Annotated in this window: 15 protein-coding genes; 2 read left to right on the forward strand and 13 right to left on the reverse strand. The window is 32.7% G+C overall.

The window, feature by feature from the left end:
* Nucleotides 1-51 precede the first annotated feature (51 nt).
* Together AC1DY0_RS01030 and pafA are read right to left on the reverse strand one after the other, a co-directional pair.
* Nucleotides 52-1,020, reverse strand: coding sequence for a c-type cytochrome (locus tag AC1DY0_RS01030; protein WP_477186829.1), 969 nt, complete (start codon nt 1,018-1,020; stop codon nt 52-54).
* Nucleotides 1,021-1,153: 133 nt separating this feature from the next.
* Complete coding sequence (gene pafA, locus AC1DY0_RS01035) at nt 1,154-2,770, reverse strand: alkaline phosphatase PafA (RefSeq protein WP_477186830.1); 1,617 nt, start codon at nt 2,768-2,770, stop codon at nt 1,154-1,156.
* 334 nt (nt 2,771-3,104) lie between these two features.
* Between pafA and AC1DY0_RS01040 the strand changes: the two genes are divergently transcribed.
* A complete protein-coding gene (locus AC1DY0_RS01040; RefSeq protein WP_477186831.1) occupies nt 3,105-3,884 on the forward strand; it encodes a methyltransferase domain-containing protein in 780 nt (259 codons plus the stop codon).
* Between the two features lie 48 nt (nt 3,885-3,932).
* On the opposite strand, the gene AC1DY0_RS01045 is transcribed toward AC1DY0_RS01040, so the two are convergent.
* From AC1DY0_RS01045 to AC1DY0_RS01065, 5 genes are all read right to left on the reverse strand, one after another.
* Nucleotides 3,933-4,355 (reverse strand): hypothetical protein, encoded by a 423-nt coding sequence (locus AC1DY0_RS01045; RefSeq protein ID WP_477186832.1) that lies wholly within the window; start codon nt 4,353-4,355, stop codon nt 3,933-3,935.
* A gap of 36 nt (nt 4,356-4,391) precedes the next feature.
* A complete protein-coding gene (locus AC1DY0_RS01050) occupies nt 4,392-5,336 on the reverse strand; it encodes an NAD(P)H-dependent flavin oxidoreductase (protein WP_477186833.1) in 945 nt (314 codons plus the stop codon).
* Nucleotides 5,337-5,349: 13 nt separating this feature from the next.
* On the reverse strand, nt 5,350-6,963 hold the full coding sequence (locus tag AC1DY0_RS01055; protein ID WP_477186834.1) for a S8 family serine peptidase: 1,614 nt from the start codon (nt 6,961-6,963) through the stop codon (nt 5,350-5,352).
* A gap of 26 nt (nt 6,964-6,989) precedes the next feature.
* Nucleotides 6,990-8,177, reverse strand: a complete 1,188-nt coding sequence (gene mnmA / locus AC1DY0_RS01060; RefSeq protein WP_477186835.1) for a tRNA 2-thiouridine(34) synthase MnmA — start codon at nt 8,175-8,177, stop codon at nt 6,990-6,992.
* 324 nt (nt 8,178-8,501) lie between these two features.
* Entirely contained in the window at nt 8,502-9,218 is a 717-nt protein-coding gene (locus AC1DY0_RS01065; RefSeq protein WP_477186836.1) for a toxin-antitoxin system YwqK family antitoxin, read from the reverse strand.
* 459 nt (nt 9,219-9,677) lie between these two features.
* Here AC1DY0_RS01065 and AC1DY0_RS01070 point away from each other — a divergent pair, with 459 nt between their 5' ends.
* Complete coding sequence (locus tag AC1DY0_RS01070) at nt 9,678-10,643, forward strand: fasciclin domain-containing protein (protein WP_477186837.1); 966 nt, start codon at nt 9,678-9,680, stop codon at nt 10,641-10,643.
* Nucleotides 10,644-10,738: 95 nt separating this feature from the next.
* On the opposite strand, the gene yidC is transcribed toward AC1DY0_RS01070, so the two are convergent.
* The 6 genes from yidC to AC1DY0_RS01100 form a co-directional block, all read right to left on the reverse strand.
* Nucleotides 10,739-12,631, reverse strand: a complete 1,893-nt coding sequence (yidC, locus tag AC1DY0_RS01075; protein WP_477186838.1) for a membrane protein insertase YidC — start codon at nt 12,629-12,631, stop codon at nt 10,739-10,741.
* A 126-nt stretch (nt 12,632-12,757) separates the two neighbouring features.
* Complete coding sequence (locus AC1DY0_RS01080) at nt 12,758-14,371, reverse strand: CTP synthase (RefSeq protein ID WP_477186839.1); 1,614 nt, start codon at nt 14,369-14,371, stop codon at nt 12,758-12,760.
* Nucleotides 14,372-14,538: 167 nt separating this feature from the next.
* Nucleotides 14,539-14,769 (reverse strand): DUF3820 family protein, encoded by a 231-nt coding sequence (locus AC1DY0_RS01085; RefSeq protein WP_116795759.1) that lies wholly within the window; start codon nt 14,767-14,769, stop codon nt 14,539-14,541.
* 55 nt (nt 14,770-14,824) lie between these two features.
* Entirely contained in the window at nt 14,825-15,226 is a 402-nt protein-coding gene (locus AC1DY0_RS01090) for an OsmC family protein (RefSeq protein ID WP_477186840.1), read from the reverse strand.
* A gap of 42 nt (nt 15,227-15,268) precedes the next feature.
* Nucleotides 15,269-17,212: a LysM peptidoglycan-binding domain-containing protein gene (locus tag AC1DY0_RS01095; RefSeq protein ID WP_477186841.1), complete on the reverse strand. Its 1,944-nt coding sequence runs from the start codon at nt 17,210-17,212 to the stop codon at nt 15,269-15,271.
* Nucleotides 17,213-17,291: 79 nt separating this feature from the next.
* Nucleotides 17,292-19,193 carry a LysM peptidoglycan-binding domain-containing protein gene (locus AC1DY0_RS01100; RefSeq protein ID WP_477186842.1) on the reverse strand — a complete coding sequence of 634 codons (1,902 nt, stop codon included), beginning with the start codon at nt 19,191-19,193 and terminating at the stop codon, nt 17,292-17,294.
* Nucleotides 19,194-19,214 lie beyond the last annotated feature (21 nt).

The raw sequence follows: 19,214 nt of genomic DNA on the forward strand, positions 1-19,214 counted from the left end.
AAAAAATCCCGAAACCATTAAGTTTCGGGATTTTTTTTAATCTATATACCATTAAGGATTAGTGAACTTCTCAACACTATTATGTATTGGTTTTATGGTTTTCAAATAGGAATATATAGCTTTTAAATCTTTTTCTTCCATCCCACCATACATTGTCCATGGCATAACCGTATTAAAATTCCCTTTCGAAACTTTAGCGGAAACATAAGTACTATCTGTATAGGACTTAAATCTGTTTACAAAATCAGCTTCGGTCCATTTTCCAATTCCGGTTGCTTTATCTTGTGTGATATTGGCCGAAAGAGCAATACCTCCAGTCACCATTGGAAACTCAAAACCGCCTGCCAATTCCATGCCTTCAATTGGTTTTCCTTTTTCCTGTTTCGAATGGCATTCCGAGCAAGAAGCAGCATTGAATAAATAACCTCCGTAAGCAACAGTGTCACTTTCATTAGGTTTATTGGAAAAATGAGGCTCATCCGGAATTGTATTAATTATAAAGTTCATAGGAAAATCAGCTTTCGATTCTGGAACTATATTTTTAATAGGCTTCAATGTTCTTAAATACACAATAATAGACTCCAAATCTTCTTTATCCATTTGCCCAAAATGAGGATGTGGCATTATCGGAAACAAGGCTCTACCATTTTTAGAAACACCACTTGAAATCGCTCTTAAAACTTCTCCATCCGTCCAATCTCCAATACCGGAAGGTGTAATATTTTTAGAATAAAAACTACCTGGAAAGCCAAATCTTTGATCGAAAACTTCTCCTCCTTTACCTAAAGTCCCTTCTATCAATGGCCCAGAAAATTCATTCCAATTTCGTGTGGAATGACAATCAACACAAACACAAACATGGGTCGCCAGATACTTTCCGCGTTCCATTCGGCTTACCGTTGGCTTAATACTAAGATATTCAATCTTCCCCACATTTGGCAAAGCCAGTTTTACATATAATAAAATTGTCATCACCATAATGACAAGCAATAGCAAAATTACTTTGATAATTTTCTTCATAATTAAATATTAATTAAACAAAACTATCCAAATTTAACAGTTTCCTTTAAAATACAACATCAACAATAAGAAAATCAATAAAAAAATCCCATTCATCTAGATGAATGGGATTTAAGGCACTATTAAAAATAGACTATTTTTTTTCAAATAATTCTTCTAAAACTTGCCCTTCTGTACCATTTGGAGAAGTAATTTTAAGCATTTTAGAAAGCGTAGGAGCAATTTCTGTAATGTATTCCTTTTTATTTGATTCCCCTTTTGGAACGTGCCATCCGTAAAAAAGCAAAGGTACATTCGTATCATAACTATTAGGTGTTCCGTGTGTAGTTCCTGTCTCAATGCTTTCTAAATACCCAGCCCCTTCAAGAATTACAAGATCACCACTTTGTTTTGGGTCGTATCCTTTAAAAATAAAATTCAAATAATAATCTTGAGCAGAACCCGCCAAAATATCTTCTTGAGTATATACTCTTTTTATATACACTTGCGTCATTAAAAAATCTTTAAAACTTTGTTTAACTTTAGCCAATTCAAGACCTTTTTCCTTTATAAGATCCCTGTTCAAGAAAATATTAAAGTTAGAATAATTTAAAACTAAATTTACTCCAAAAGTATCCATAGAAAACTTATTTAACGAAGCAAAAATATCTTTTGAAGGAATATTAGTCACATTTAATTTATGATCTTTTAAATAAATTGGATTTTCAGCAACAGCATGATCCGCAGTCAAGAAAACTAAGTAATTATCCTTACCGACTGTTTTATCCAAATAATCCAAAAACGCGGCAATAGTAAGATCTAAACGCAAATAAGTGTCTTGAATTTCCATAGATCTAGGACCAAAAGTATGTCCAACATAATCAGTTGAAGAAAAACTTACTGCCAAAAAATCAGTAATATTATCTTTCCCCAATTCTTCTTTATCTATTGCTCTCATGGCTAATTCAGCCAAAAAATCATTTCCGAATGGAGTACTTTTCAAAATTTCCATTCCAGTCTCTTTATAAATTTTACTCAAATCATAAGGAAATACCGGAGGCAAAGTTTTGTCTAATCTTCCTTCATAAGGATTATTATCAGGTAAACTTTCGTTATAAGTATCAATCGGCTTCAACAAACTCCAACCTTTATCAATATATTTCATATAATTCTTTTCACCATTGAATTGAGTTACCCAATCCGGCATTTTATCACCATAAAAACTACTTGAAATAAACGCTCCAGATTTAGTACACCAAAAAGCCCAATTCGCAAAATGACCTGCAGGTAAAATAGCTCCACGATCCTTAATACTCAAACCAATTACTTTTCCGTTAAAGTTTGTTGCCATTCTTAATTCATCAGTAATTGTAGTGCTCAAAAGATTTTTTGGAGACATAGCCCCTTCTTTTTCAGTACCTTCTACTAGTGTTTTCACACCAGCATCATCGGTGCAATACATAGTTTTTCCAGCAGAACGAATGTACCAATCATTTCCTATGATTCCATGTGTAGCAGGCGTTGTACCTGTATAAATAGATGCATGCCCAGGAGCAGTAAATGTGGGCACATAATTATAATTCATGTTATAAAAAGTAAACCCTTCATCCATCAGTCTTTTAAAACCTTTAGTTGAAAAATCATCAGAAAATCGATACAAATACTCCATTTTCATTTGATCTACAACGATTCCAACAACCAATTTAGGGCGCTGTTGTGCTTGACTACTAATAGAAAAAACACATACTAAAAACAAAACAATTTTTCTCATAATATTTTTTTAATGGTAAACAAAAATACACTTTATCTTGTAAAAAAGCCTAAACCAAAATAACTAATCCAATAAAATAGCACATTAATAATCAAAAATTAGTAAATCATCAAAATCGTCTGGGCGTGACCCCATTATGGAAAGAGGCCTACTTTACTTTGCGAGTATTCCGCCCCTTTCCATAATGCGGTCGGGCTATCCATGCTACTTCGGTAGCTTATTTCTATCCCTCACGCTCACAGCCATGAAGAACTTTTATAGAAATTAAGAACTTTCATTTTTACAATATAAAAACAAAAAAATAATATTAAATTTGACTATCAAACCATTGACCATGAACATGTACGACAACGAAAATACCGTCCAAAAATCATTTAACGACCAGTATTTATCTGAAGATTTATTACAAGCCCAATGGGCCGAATTTACGGAACTCAAAAAAGGAATCTCCGAAGTATATCTAAAAAAAGGAAGTCCACTTACCCTTTTGGATATTGGGATAGGAAGCGCGAGAATAGCCAGACACCTAAGTGCCATACCTGAAATGTGGAAAATGATTGAAAACTATGAAGGTACCGATAATGCCGAAGCATGTATAAAACTATCCCAAGCAACAGCTAAAGAACTGAATATTGAAGACAAACTAAAAGTACATCTACTCGATGCTGTTAATTTAAACCAACTACAAAAAAAATACGATTTAATCATCTGTACTTGGTTTACTCCTGGCAATTTTTATCCCGATAATTTTCCTTTCAATGAGTATAATGATTCCCATAAAAGATTGGATTTATCCAAGAATGAAAAATTTACGGCTATTTTTTCAAATGCCTATTCTTTGCTAAAAACAAATGGAGAAATAATCCTTGGTGCCTGCTACATTGACAATGACAACACAAGAAAAAAACAAGAGCAATCCTATCAAAAAATGGGGATGAAAATAATCACGAATTCTAGCGATAGCTTTACTGCTACCAAAGAGCAGTTTTGGTCACAAAGATTTACTCAGGAAAAAATCAAAGCTTATTTACCTTTTGTAAATCCCAAAAATATTCTATTCACACCTCTCGACCCTTATGATTATGCGATGCAAATCAGAATTAGAAAAACTTAAAAAACAATGATAGTTTTAAGTTTTGCTGACTTAAAAAAAATGCCAACACTATTTTTTTTCCTCAACAACATCAATATTATAAGCCAATACCCTGTCTTCGTATTTAACATAAAGTTGTTTTCTGTTATCTTGATTTTTTCGAGTAATAAAAGAAAGAGTACAGTCTTCCCCATTGTTATCTTTACAAACGAATGGGTAAATAAGATCATTTACACCTTCTTCGGCAGGAAGATATTCGACAATTTCAAATAACTGAATTGCTTCCGAATATATCACAATTCTATTTTTGTTGGTATCCAAATTGACTACTATACTCACTGGTTTCAATTCGCTCCAATTACCAAATTTACCGTTACTTTCTTTCACAGAAACGCTTAATCCCGTTGTTTTGAATTTATAGTTTTGACTAAATCCATGATTCAATCCAAAAAAAAGAAACAGTAATAGAAAACCTGTTTTTAACTTACCCATTATCTTAAAATTTCTATGGAAACAAATATAACACTTTTAAAAACCAAATGAAACTACTTCTAGCTTTGCTTGTTCAAATTCGGTAATCATTTCATTTACAATATCTTTTGCTGGCAATATTTCTTTGATTAATCCCGCTATTTGACCAATTTCCAATTCACCTTCTGTTAAATCCCCTTCAAACATTCCTCGTTTGGCCCTAGCTCTTCCAAGTAAAGTAACCAACTCTTCTTTACTAGGACATTTTTCATATAATTCCTGTACGTCTTTATAAAATTTATTTTTAATCAAACGAACTGGAGCAAGTTCTTTCAGGGTCAACTGTGTATCACCTTCTTGAACCCCAATAATGGTTTCCTTAAAATTTTGATGCGAGGAAGATTCAAGTGAAGCGGCAAACCTACTCCCTACTTGCACTCCATCTGCCCCTAGAGTCATAGCAGCAAGCATTCCTCTACCAGTGGCAATTCCCCCAGCAGCAATTAACGGGATTGAAATTTTATCTTTTACCATCGGAATCAAAGTGAAGGTTGTCGTTTCTTCTCTTCCATTATGTCCTCCAGCTTCAAATCCCTCGGCAACAACAGCATCAACACCTGCATCTTGTGCTTTTAGAGCAAAAACAGAACTGCTCACTACATGCACTACCGTTATTCCGTTTTCTTTCAAAAAAGGAGTCCACGTTTTAGGATTTCCCGCTGATGTAAAAACGATTCTCACTCCTTCATCGACAATAATTTTCATTATTTCTTCAATGTTAGGATACAACATGGGAACATTGACACCAAATGGTTTATCCGTTGCTTTTTTACACTTTTGAATATGTTCTCTCAATACTTCTGGATACATAGAACCAGCACCTATCAAGCCCAATCCTCCTGCATTACTCACTGCGCTAGCTAATTTATAACCACTGTTCCAAATCATTCCTGCTTGAATAATAGGATATTTAATATTGAAAAGGCTTGTAATTTTGTTCATATAAAAAACTGCTTTATTGTTTGATTAATTTTCCGGTAGTCACATTACCATCACAAACAATTTCATAAATATAGATTCCTGTCTGTAATGTTTTAAACGAAATAGTTGGTGAAGTTTTTGAAATAATCTGTTCTCCCAATTTTTGCCCTAATATAGAATAAACACGAAATATTCCTGAGTCAAAATTCTCCGAAAGTGAAACTGTACTTATATCGCTTGTTGGATTGGGATACAAAAAAATATCTCTAACAGATAAATCATTAATTCCTAACCCATTGGATAAAGCCAAACTAAAATCTGGAATTCCATATCCGTATTGATTATCTGGAACTGTATATTTATCGGCTGATTTTACGATTAAATCTCTAATTTCGGCATTGGTTTTATTAGGAAACGCTTGCCACAAACAAGCCACCATTCCTGCCGTAATTGGACTTGAAAAAGAAGTTCCGTTGGCTGTCACAATATTCCCTGCTGAATCAGATAAAACCACCGATTGTCCCTGTGCCATAACATCTGGCTTTACCCTTCCGTCAAACGAAGGACCAATGGAACTAAAACTGGTAACGGTCTTAGTAGCAGTTACTGCTCCAACTGTAAGTACTGAAATACCATCTGCAGGAACAGCAATATGGGGATTTGTCGTAGCACCTTCATTCCCAGCGGAGACCACCACTATCATACCACGAGAAAAAGCAATTTCGGCACCGCGAGTCATAAAGGCAGTTTTACCATCCATATCACTATAAATATGATTGTATGCAGCATTATCAAAATCAAAATAACCTAATGAAGTATTGATAACATCCACTCCCAAACTATCAGCTTTCTCCGCTGCCTCAACCCAATAGGATTCCTCTACAGGGTTTTCGGTTAGTGCATCTTCTGTTCTAAATAAATAATAAGAAGCATCTGGAGCAGTTCCCACTAGAGCATTATCTTTATATCCTCCCATACTAGAAAGAACCATCGCACCGTGTGAATCTCCAGAGTAAAAATTGACATCCTTATTTACAAAATCATAACCTCCCAGTATTTGATTATTATCTCGAAGTCTTTGGAATGGTTGTGCTGTATTAACCCCAGGAAAACCAGCGTCCATAACCGCTATTATTTTTCCGGAACCTGTATAATTCTGCTGATGCAATTTGTCACCATGAAGCATTTGGATTTGGTTTGATGAACTACCATAAGCAAAATCCACAAGCTTTTCCAACCCTTTATTAACAGCTTTCATTTTGTTTACAGTAGCTTTTTTTCCAGTAGTATTGAGTGATTTATTGGCAAAATCAATTTTATCCACAAACGAAAAAGATTTCAAAGAATTAATATCAATTTGAGTTCCTCGAATATGCAAAGCATTTAGCCACTTGGATTTCGCCATAACGGTAATTCCTGAAACTGCTTTTATTTGGCTAATAAAACTAGCATCAATAGGAATATCTTTAGAATCTAAAGGAATATTTTGCTTAGTTCTACGATCTATGGCTCTTTGCGAAAGCATCAGCAAAGGATTGTCATAATAATTTTGAGAAATATTTTTGACATTAAAATATACCCAAGCATCTTCTTGGGAGAATCCCACAAAACAGGAAAATAACAAAATAGTAAACAGTATTTTTTTCATGTTTTGCGACTAGCTATTTACTTAACTTATGAAATAACTCCTGAACCAATCAACTCATCATTTAGATACCAGGCGGCAAATTGTCCTTCTGTAATTGCAGATTGTGGTTCTTCAAAAGAAATATACATACCATTCTCAAATTGATGTAAAGTAGCTTTTTGCAAAGGCTGTCTGTATCGTATGCGCGCCATAACTTCCATAGATTCTCCATTGGACAAAGCCAAATCTTCACGAATCCAATGTACTTCTGATTTTTCAATAAACAAAGCTTTCTTGAACAATCCTGGGTGCATACTTGACAAACCAGTATAAATAGTATTGGTTTCCACATCTGTAGCTATAACAAACAAAGGGTCTGTTGTTCCACCTACATTCAAACCTTTTCTTTGACCTATCGTAAAATAATGGGCTCCTTGATGTTTTCCCATGATTTTACCCATTTTTTCTGTATAAGGCAATTTTCTAGAAGCAAAAAGCAATTGCTCTTCAATAGCTAAATCATCTTGGATTTCATAAGAATACACAGGATCGTTTTTATCAATTTGAATAATTGTTCCTTCTTTTGTCTGTAATTTTTGCTGTAAAAATTCTGGCAAACGTACTTTTCCAATAAAGCATAATCCTTGAGAATCTTTCTTTTCGGCCGTTACCAATTCCATTTGGGCAGCAATTTCCCTTACTTCTGGTTTTGTTAATTCACCAATTGGAAACAAAGCTTTTGATAATTGTTCTTGGGATAATTGGCATAAAAAATAAGATTGGTCTTTATTATTATCAACACCTGCTAGAAGTTGGTACACTTTTTCATCATTGACTTCAATTTCACTTTTTCGACAATAATGTCCTGTAGCCACATAATCAGCACCAAGACTTAAGGCGATTTTCATAAAAACGTCAAATTTTATTTCGCGATTACAAAGTACATCTGGATTTGGAGTTCTCCCTTTTTCGTACTCACTAAACATATAATCAACAATTTTTTCTTGATATTGTTCGCTTAAATCAACCGTTTGAAAAGGAATACCTAATTTTTCGGCAACTAATAAAGCATCGTTACTATCTTCCAACCAAGGACATTCATTTGAAATTGTCACTGAATCATCGTGCCAATTCTTCATAAAAAGACCTATTACCTCATATCCTTGTTCTTGCAACAAATATGCTGCTACACTTGAATCTACACCACCAGAAAGACCTACAACTACACGTTTCATTTGTTGATTTTTATTTTTTTTATTGGTCAAATGTAATTCGCATATCAACATTGGCATTAGATACCAAATTAAAAATTATGCTCATTTCATTATTAGTAATTTAATTTAATCTTTTGCAAAAGTACAAATAATATGACTAGTTAAGACTATTTGAGATTGATGAAAACAATACTGTAATAGTCCGAATTAATACTATTTTTATCTTTAATTCAATACAAAAGGGCAAAACGAAATAAAAATTCAATTTGTTCTTATTTTCTAACAAACAAAAAAAGCATAAATAAAATTTAAGAACAAAAAACTGGACTTATAATTTCTAAACTCTTAATCTATTTTTACTTTGTCTCTTTTGAGTTGTGGCTTTTTAGGTTTATCCATATTCTCCTCACTTTCCAATTTCCCATTGATAAAAAACTGCCACTTCCCAACTTTTTTCCCATTTTTAAACTTTCCTTTAGCAATTACAAGATCATTTGGGTCTTTATAAATGGCCTCGCCTTCATATTCATCATTTTTAAAAAAGCTTTTCTCCAAAACAATTCCTTTCTCAGAATATTTTTTATAAACACCTTCCTTTAATCCATTTTTATAAATGGTTTCATCAACAATTTTACCGCTTGGATAATATACAGTTCGGACTCCATCGAGTTTTCCGCTTTTATAATTCTCCAAAGTCATGATTGTTTTTGAAGCCTTATGATAGTATTTCCAAGGGCCTTCTCGCAATTTATTTACCTCTTTACCTTCACTTACAATATTTTTATTCTGGTCATAAAAAATCGTATAGCAAGAGTTATCCTTAGTATTAAAAGTTCTTGTTGCAATAATTGACTTTGCTTTTGTATCGTCAAAAAAATTAAAAACACCAACTTCTTTACCGTGTTCAAAAGTACCTTCATATCTCTGTCTGCCGGATTCTTCATAAAATCCTTTCCAAACACCATGCTTTTTTCCATTCTCATCAACCGGATTGGAATCCGTTTGTGAAAAAACAACTTGGCAACACAAAAAAAGAGCCAAAATTCTAAAAATATAAAACATACAATTTTAATTAAATTATCTAATAACCAATAGCATAACCTTAAAAATTAACTATTATTATGAAGTAAAAATATTTTATAAAAGTACATAAAACTTAATAATCCAAAAATTATAAAAGGCTTAATAATTAGTTATAATATAAACAGAAAATACTAAAAAAAGATGTGAGAAAAAAATTGCTCATAAAAGAAAACCTCCAAACGAAAAAATTATATTTTGTTTACTATTTTTAAATAAATATGAATCAAAAAAAGCAAAAACAAAAACACAAGAATACCAATATTTAAAAGTGTTAAATTGAAAAATAAAACGAAAAAAGAGATTAAACAAAATATAAGGAAAACATAAATTTTCATATTTTGTTTAATTATTATTAAAAAATATTAAACAAAATAAATAATTATAATTAGTTTTGCTAAGAAATAAACACCTAATAATCAACACTTAACAATTAGTATTATGAAAAATCTATTGAAATTCAAAAAAGTAATAGCTATAGCGCTTTTAATCATTGGTACCTCATGCAACAATGATGACGACACAACTACAGCGCCAGTTGCAGATAATACTATTACAGGAATTGCTTCAAGTAATGCCGATTTCTCAATATTAGTTGAAGCATTAACCAAAGCAGATTTAGCAACAACCCTAAAAGGAGTTGGGCCTTATACCGTATTTGCACCAACAAATGCTGCATTTACCGCTTTTCTCAAAACCACCCCATATGCAGCTATTAAAGACGTGCCAAAAGAAGCTTTGACACAAATATTACTCAATCACGTAGTAAGTGGTACAGTAAAATCAACAGATTTAACAACGGGTTACATAAAAACTCTTGCAAAAGGAGGAGCATCAACAACTAACACATTAAGTATGTTTGTCAATACTTCATCTGGAGTAAAACTAAATGGAGTAGCGAAAGTTGTTACTGCTGATGTAATGGCAACAAATGGAGTTCTACATGTTGTGGACGCAGTTATAGGGCTTCCTACGATTGTAGACCATGCGATTGCTAATCCAAACTTTACCACATTAGTAGCTGCACTAACCTATAACCCATCCTCAGGATTTGTCGGAATATTATCTGGAACAACAAGTTCTCCTTTCACTGTTTTCGCTCCAACAAATGATGCATTTGGAGCTTTCTTAACAGAAACTGGCTATTCTGGATTACCCGCAATTCCAGCCAATGTACTAGAGAAAACATTAAAATATCATGTAGTTGCTGGCGCCAATGTACAATCAAGTCAATTGACAAATGATCAAGTTGTAACTACTTTTTCCGGACAAAATGTTACCGTAAAATTTACTCCAACCCGTTTACTGGATGTTAGCGGCAGAAATTGTAATATAACAGCAACAGACGTACAATGTTCTAATGGAATCATTCACGTTTTAGACAAAGTTTTATTGCCAACTTTTTAAAAAATAAAATTAATTGATTGTTAATTGTAATTTGTTAAAAACGAAAAAGCTCCTATTTGATAAGGAGCTTTTCTATTTATATTCGGTTTATTTTTTTATTTCTTTTTTGCTTTTTGAGCTTCAGCTTGTTCCATAGCCTCTTGCAATTTTTGTTGAAACTTACCTGGCTTTTTTGGTTCCTTCAACTTGTTCTCTTGAATTTGAGCATGAATTTTATCTGGATTTACAATATGATTTTTAATCACAAACATAATTCCAATAGTAATTAAATTCGACATAAAGTTATACAAACTCAATCCTGCACCGTAACCATTAAAGAAAATCAACATCATAAGCGGTGAAATATAAATCATATATTTCATCATCTTAGCCATATCCGGCATTCCTTCTTGTTGAGGAGCTGCCATTTGTTGATCGCCAGAAGTCATTTTCATATAAAAGAAAATCGCAATGGCTGCCATCAATGGGAATAAACCAATATGATCTCCATATAATGGAATATGGAATGGTAATTTATAAATAGAGTCAAATGAAGACAAGTCATCAGCCCAAAGAAAACCTTTCTGTCTCAATTCAAATGCTGACGGAAAAAACTGAAAAGAAGCATACATAAATGGTATTTGAATCAAGGCCGGAATACAACCCGCCATAGGATTCACACCTGCTTTATTGTACAATTTCATTGTTTCTTGTTGTTTTTTCATTGGATCTTTTTTGAATTTCTCACCCAATTCAGTAATCTCTGGTCGCAATACTTTCATTTTGGCCTGAGATAAAAATGACTTATAAGTAATAGGCGACATCGCTATTTTTATGATAATCGTAAAAATAATAATCGCTATTCCATAAGAAATATTACTACTTAAAAATCCAAATAATGGGATAAAAATAAATTTATTAATCCATCCGAAAATTCCCCAACCTAGTGGTACAATTTTCTCCATATCCTTATCATAAGCTTTCAGAGTAGCGTAATCTGTTGGTCCAAAATACCAATCCATTTTATAATCTACTTCACCATTTTGAAATGCCAATGGCACTGTAGCATTAAATTGTTTTGTAAAAATAGTGTCTTTTGACTCATCCAATACCAAATTATTCGATTTCAAACTTGCTTTTTCAAATGAAGTATTAGTCAACAGAATAGAGCTAAAAAAATGTTGTTTGAAAGCTATATAATCCACTTTCTCTGGAGTTTCTTCCTTGTCTTTCCCTGCACCTACATAATCATGCTTTCCATCTTTATACTGAAAACGCAATTCAGAAAATCTATTTTCATAAGAAATACTTTTCTCTGTTCTAAACGATTTTAAATTCCATTGTAAATCCAATGGCTTTGCAGTATTCAAAACTTTATTCAATCCTTGGGAATGAACATCAAAACCAACCATATAATCGTTTGGTTTCAAAATGTATTTGTATTCCAAGAACTCATTTGGACCTGATTTCAATTTCATAGAAAGAATTTGATCAGCACCAACTTTAGTTAATGTAGGCTCAAAATACAAGTCTTTTGTATTCAAAACTCTGTTATCACTAGTTTGCAATTGAATATTTAAATCAGCATTGTTATCTTTAATCAAAGAAACCAACTGACCCGAATTCTTCTTGAATTTTTCGAAATTCTTCAAAGTAGCTTCTACAATGTAACCTCCTTTGTTTGCGATTTTTAATAATACAAAATCATTTTCGATTGTTGTAACATCATTTTTCGCTGAAGGTAAAGTCGCAGAATAAGCAAAACCACCCAACGTTTTTTGCAATTGAGCCAATTGAGTAGAATCTCCGGCTACAACAGCTGTTGGAGTTACAACTGACTTTACGGCTGCAGCTTTAGCTTGTGCTTCTTTTGCAACCAATTCTTTTTTAGCCTTTTCTGCAGCAAGAGTTGCCTCCGAAGGTTTGTTTTGGTACATCATCCAAAGAAAAATACCAATAATCAATACAATACCTATAACCGAGTTAAGGTCTAATTTTTTTTCTTCCATTTTCTTTATTATTGTTTTCGTCTTCCTAATTTTAAATAAATTAGAAACTGATTCCATTAGTCATCAAAACGTATCGTTGTTACACATTTTGACAACTATTATGCCAAATAATCTAATTCTAAAATTTTATTTCTTTTTTGCTTTAACGGCAGCAGCAACAAAACTCACAAAAATAGGATGTGGGTTCGCTACAGTACTCTTATATTCCGGGTGGTATTGTACACCAATAAAGAAAGGATGATCTGCCAATTCGACAATCTCTACCAGACCAGTGTCAGGATTTACACCAGAAGATATCAATCCCGCTTTTTGCAATTGGTCAACATATTGGCTATTGTACTCGTAACGGTGACGGTGACGTTCTGAAATAGATGTTTTTCCGTAAATTTTGTGTGCCAATGAATCTGGTGTAATATCACATTTCCAAGCTCCAAGACGCATTGTACCACCTTTATCTGTAATCGTTTTTTGATCTTCCATCAAATTCACTACAGGATGTTGAGTTTTGTCATTCATTTCAGTAGAGTTTGCATCTGCCAATCCTACTACATTTCTTGAATATTCGATAATTGACATTTGCATTCCCAAACAAATTCCGAAAAATGGAATCTTATTTTCACGAGCATAACGAATAGCTTCTATTTTACCTTCGATTCCTCTTTCCCCAAAACCTGGAGCTACAAGAATTCCATCTAATCCAGATAATTTTTCTTTAATATTCTCAGCATCTATAAATTCTGAATGTATCGAAATTACATTTACTTTAGTTTCATTAGTAGCACCTGCATGAATAAAAGCCTCAAGAATTGATTTATAACAATCTTGCATTTCAACATATTTTCCAATCAAACCGATATTAACGGTATGTTTTGGAAATTTCAATCTGCGCAAGAACGTATTCCAGTTTTTCAAATCTGGAGCTGCTTTTTTAGGTAAATCCAATTTTTTTAAAGCAACAACATCCAATCCTTCTTCCAACATTAAATTTGGAACTTCATAAATTGTAGAAGCATCGATAGATTGAATAACTGCTTCTCTTTTTACATTACAGAACAAAGCTAATTTGTTACGAATTTCATCTGAAATTTCATGCTCTGTTCTACAAACTAAAATATCAGCTTTGATCCCACTTTCCATCAAGGTTTTCACTGAATGCTGAGTTGGTTTAGTTTTTAATTCACCCGCAGCAGCCAAATAAGGAACCAATGTTAAATGGATAACAATCGCGTTATTTTCACCTAAATCCCACACCAACTGACGAACAGATTCGATGTAAGGTAAAGATTCAATATCCCCGACCGTACCACCAATTTCGGTAATAACAATATCATAATCGCCAGATTTACCCAGCAATTGCATTCTTTCCTTAATTTCATTAGTGATATGAGGAACAACCTGAACCGTTTTACCCAAGAATTCTCCTCTACGTTCTTTTTCTATTACCGATAGATAAATTCTACCAGTAGTTACATTGTTCGCTTGAGAAGTTGGTACATTCAAGAAACGCTCGTAGTGTCCTAAATCCAAATCTGTTTCCGCACCATCATCAGTTACATAACATTCTCCGTGTTCGTAAGGGTTTAAAGTTCCAGGATCGACATTGATATAAGGGTCAAATTTTTGAATAGTAGTTCTGTACCCTCTTGCTTGTAACAATTTTGCCAAAGATGCCGCAATAATTCCTTTTCCTAAAGAAGAAGTCACACCACCTGTAACAAAAATATATTTCGTTTGATTCATTCTGTTGTTGTTTGTATTGTAGTTATGTAAAAAACGTGGCAAAAGTACAAATTTAATTGGAATAGTAGACTGTCCAATTATTAGAATTTTAGACTTATTAGATTATTGGCTAATTAGCAAACAACTTTAATTTAACCATCTAAAATTCTAATAAATTAACATACCAATTAAGGTTTTGGATACTTCTTTTTTATGTTTCGAATTAATTCTTCGAGTCCGTTGAGTTTTAGCTCATAAATTAATTTCAATTGATCGCCAAGTTCTCCTTTTGGAAAACCTTTATTGCTATACCACACAATGTAATACTCAGGAATATCAATAAGAAACCAACCTTCGTATTTACCAAAAGGCATTTTGGTGTGGGCTAGTTTTATGAGCTGTTTTTGGTTTTGGTCCAAAATAAGGAGTTATGAATTATTATTTATGAGTTTTCAGAAAATTGAACACTGCATTCTAACTCCAATTAAAAGTAATTCGCTTATCAATATCAGTATTCAAACTCAAGAAAACTGGACAGGTCATTGCAGCTCTTTCCAGAATTGTTTTGTCTTTTTGTTCTGAAACACCTTGCATCTCAAAAACAATTTCGATAGCGCCAATTTTTCTAGGCTCAGCATTCATGATTTTAGTAACAGAGGCTGTTGAACCTTTAAAATCAACATTCATATCTCTTGCCTTTATACCCATAATCGTCATCATACAAGTAGCCAAAGCATTGGCAACTGAATCTGTTGGAGAAAAAGCTTCACCTTTTCCGTTATTATCTACTGGAGCATCTGACAAGATTTCAGTCCCAGATTGTACGTGTATAGAGGAAGTTCGTAAATCTCCTAAATAAGTTACTTTTGAAGTCATTTTTTTTGAATTTTCTGTTTTCTATTTTCTGCTATCTGAAGACTATTTCGCTTCTTTAATAGTTAAATCAGTATCGTAATAAAGGATATAAACTCCTTTATTAGCATATCCTCCTTCTTCTTTTTTGTGATATTCAAACTTGTTTTCAACTTGTTCGGTTATCATTGTTTCTGCAGTTTCCTGATAAGTTTTATCTTGTGACAAACGCATCATAGTATCAAAAGTAATATCAAAACCACGAATTGCGTAAGTGCTTGGATTTACTTTATTCTTTTTTCTATAACTCTGCATGAACATCTGAGCTTCTGGAGTATTATTTTCGCGAGTTGCTGATGGATACATTAAATGCAACTTGGTTAAATTCTCAAAACTGATTTCATCCGTATCTAAAGTTTCATTAGGTTCCAAAATAATCAATTGCACCTGATAATTAGCCATAGCGCCAAGCATGGTATTCATAGTATATTTAATCATTCCTGTATTGGCAGTTTCCAAAATAACATAATTCATCTTGTCTTTTACCAATAATTTTTTAAAATTCTCTACATCCAAACCACCTGTAGCAGTTAATGGTGCTATTTTAATTTCTTTTTGATTTTCTAAAATGTATTTCCTAATGGTTTCTTTTTTCTTATCAATTACCGCAATCACATTTCCTTGTTTAGCAGTTAAAAAATCAAACATGGCTGTTTTTAAAACAGATGTCGATACAATAGATTGATATAAATTTGGCATTGGATTACCAGCATCTTTAGATAATGGCGAAATTACAGGTACATTGTTTTGAGCAAATAAACTAGACGTTCTTTCCACATTACTTTGGTAAAATGGTCCCACTACCGCATCTGCATTGGCAAGATTGTTATCACTAAAAATAGAAGTAATATTTGAAGTAGTTTTGGTTTCATTAGAATCAAAAATTTTCACATCCATAGAAACGCCAACTTGTTTTGCTGAATCTATTGCCATCATCGCACCCGAATAAAAATCTAAAGTCATGTTTAGAAATTTATCATTATTCAATCTATTGACAGTAGAACTAATAGTGTCACCACCATTTTTAGCAATATTGAAAGGCAATAACAACACTAAAGTCTTTTTGTCCTGACTACTTTTTTGGGTCAAAACCACTTTCTGTTTGGTAGAATTAGCAGCAATTTGATTAGATTTTGAAGGTACTTTCAAAACCATTCCTTCTTGAACACCAGCTGACAAAATTGGATTCAATTCAATCAATTGCTGTTGTGTCAATCCAAACATTTTAGACAAACTATAAAATGTTTCTTTTGGTTTTACTGTGTAATCAACATAGCTTATGGCTTCAGGAACACTAACAGCTATGTGCTTTTCACTCGCAACTTTTGCTTCAGCAGGAATAACTTTTGTTACTGGTTTAGGTCCGTTTCCTTTTATTAACAATTCATATCCAACAGTTAGATTGGCTACAATCTCAGGATTTTTTCGTTCCAATTCTTCAATAGTGATATCATATTGCTTGGCTATTGAATATTTAGTTTCTTTTGCCAATACCGTATGATAAATCGCTACATTCTTAGCAGCCACAGTAGTTTTTGAAATATTTTTAGAAGGAATATTCAAAATTTGACCTACTTGTAAACCATATTTTTCAAGATCTGGATTTACTTTTTTCAAAGCTTCATCGGTTACGTCATATTTATTTTCGATTCCAAATAAAGTTTCCTTAGCAATCACAACATGAGTTTTAGGCAATTGTTTTGTTGCTTTTGCCGGAGTCACATTGTTTTTTCCATTACTTTTTGGAATCAACAAGACACTATTTGGTTTTAATCCGTTTTGTGCATCTGGATTAAGTTTATAAATTTCGTAAGGAGTAATTTTAAATTTTTGAGCAATTTGGTTTACCGTTTCTCCTTTAACAACAACATATTTATCTATTTTTTCTTGCGAAAAACTCGAAGTAACTGAAAATAAAATAGTACAAAATACTACTGAAAAATAGTTCATATTAGCGGGGTTCATGTGTGTTTTTAATTTCAGTAAAAATACTGTGTTTATGGCAAATATTCTTTTTATGGCTGTTAATTTATTCCTTAATTGAATTATCCGAAACTACATTTGCAATAAATGATTTTCCAAAAAGTGGCTTTCCTTCTTTTTGAATACACTCGTATTGCGCTTCTTCTTTGGTAGTAGCCATTTTTGAAAAAACATAATACGAAAGTATGTTCATATTATAGAAAAAATTAGCATCCAAAGAGCCGGAATCAGTTAACTTTCTAATTAAAGCATCTCGTCCAGCTGCGTCTTGGAAGTTACCTACCACAACATAATACCCAGATTTTAAATCTTTTATACCCTCAACCTTTTCAACTTTAATTGCTTTAACTTTAGCTGGTTGTTTAGCCAATTCTTTTTTAATTTGATCTAAAGTAAGTGACTTAGACACCACTCCTGTTTTAGCTTTAGTTTGAGACTCGTGCGCTTTATTCTGATAACTTTGATTCTTCAATTTAGCCAAATTATCATCAAATAATCGAGCTTGTTTACTATAAAAAGTAGCCTTACTGATGTGCAATTTTAATTCTGATTTACTCTCATTATTTAAGGAATCTAGTTTTGTAATCAACTTCATGTTATTCAAATCACGCGTTTTTTGCTCCATTTCCATGTTTTTCAAATCAACCGGAGTAAATTTCACAGTCTTTTGATCAGCCTTTGCTTTACTATTTTCTCTGATACTTTTCTTGTATTCCTGATTCTCTTCTACAACAATTCGCTCTGCTTTATCCATCAAACCAGAATATACTTTTCTGTTTTCTGCCAATTGCTTTTTAAGCTGTTGTGACAATTCATTCGTCTTTTGGATATTCTCATTGGATATTTTTTGCAAACGAATGGATTCGTCAAGATCGACCAATTCTGTTTTTTTCAATTCATTCAAATCTTTACCCATCGTTTTCACTAATGAATCCAATTTGACCAAAAGAATTTCTTGAATATTTTTATTAGCTTCCAAAACCAATTTAAGTTTTTCAGCTGAGCCTTCTTTTGTGTTTTCAATTTCTTTTAGATTCACCAAAAGACCATTAACATTAATCACCTTTTGATTAATTTCTTCTTGCAATACGAGTTTTTGTTTAAGGCTATTAATTTCTTTGGCATTAGCCTTGGATTTTTCAACCACAACTTGCTTTTCGGCCAATGCAAGCATCAATTCTTCATTTTCATTGGTTGGCTTAACTTCTTTTACATTGATAGCCAATTTATTTCCTTCAGTTAATCCGTTTACAATTTCAGGATTTTGAGATTCCAATTGCTCCACAGTTATTCCGAATTGTTTTGCTATAGAATACTTGGTTTCTTTTGCTTTTACTACATAGAAGACTGTTTCAGCATTGATAACTCTTACTCTACCGTCAAGTGTTTTCTTTTTGTTTGGAATTTTAATTTCTTGCCCTACTTGTAATCCGTCTTTTAAAATAACAGAATTGGCTTTATCTAAATCTTCAACAGATACATTATAAAGTCTGGCTATACTGAATAATGATTCTTTAGGCTGAACCAAATGAGTATTTTTTGCTACACCAGTTTCTGTTTTCTGAGTGTTATCCTGTGGAATAACTAATTGCTGTCCAACTTGCAATCCATTAGCCAAAGCAACAGCATTTGCACTTTGAATGGCTTCAACTTTGACATTATATTTAGTTGCCAACCCAAACAAAGTTTCTTTTGGAGCAACCGTATGAGTAATTGTATTATTGGATTGAGGAAGTAATTCTGGAACGGAAAGAATTTGGTTTTCTGATATTCCGTTTTGGGCTTCTGGATTAAGTCTGTAAATTTCAGAAGGAGTAGTGTTATAATTTTGAGCGATTTGGGGGATTGTTTCGCCTTTTAAAACAGTGTGTTTTGTTGCAGATTGCTGTCCAAAAGAGACATTTGAAACAAAACCGATAAATAATAAAACTCTTAAAAGTCCTTTCATAAATATAATTTTAAAAATTAA

It is taken from the genome of Flavobacterium sp. P1_E4, assembly GCF_056405915.1.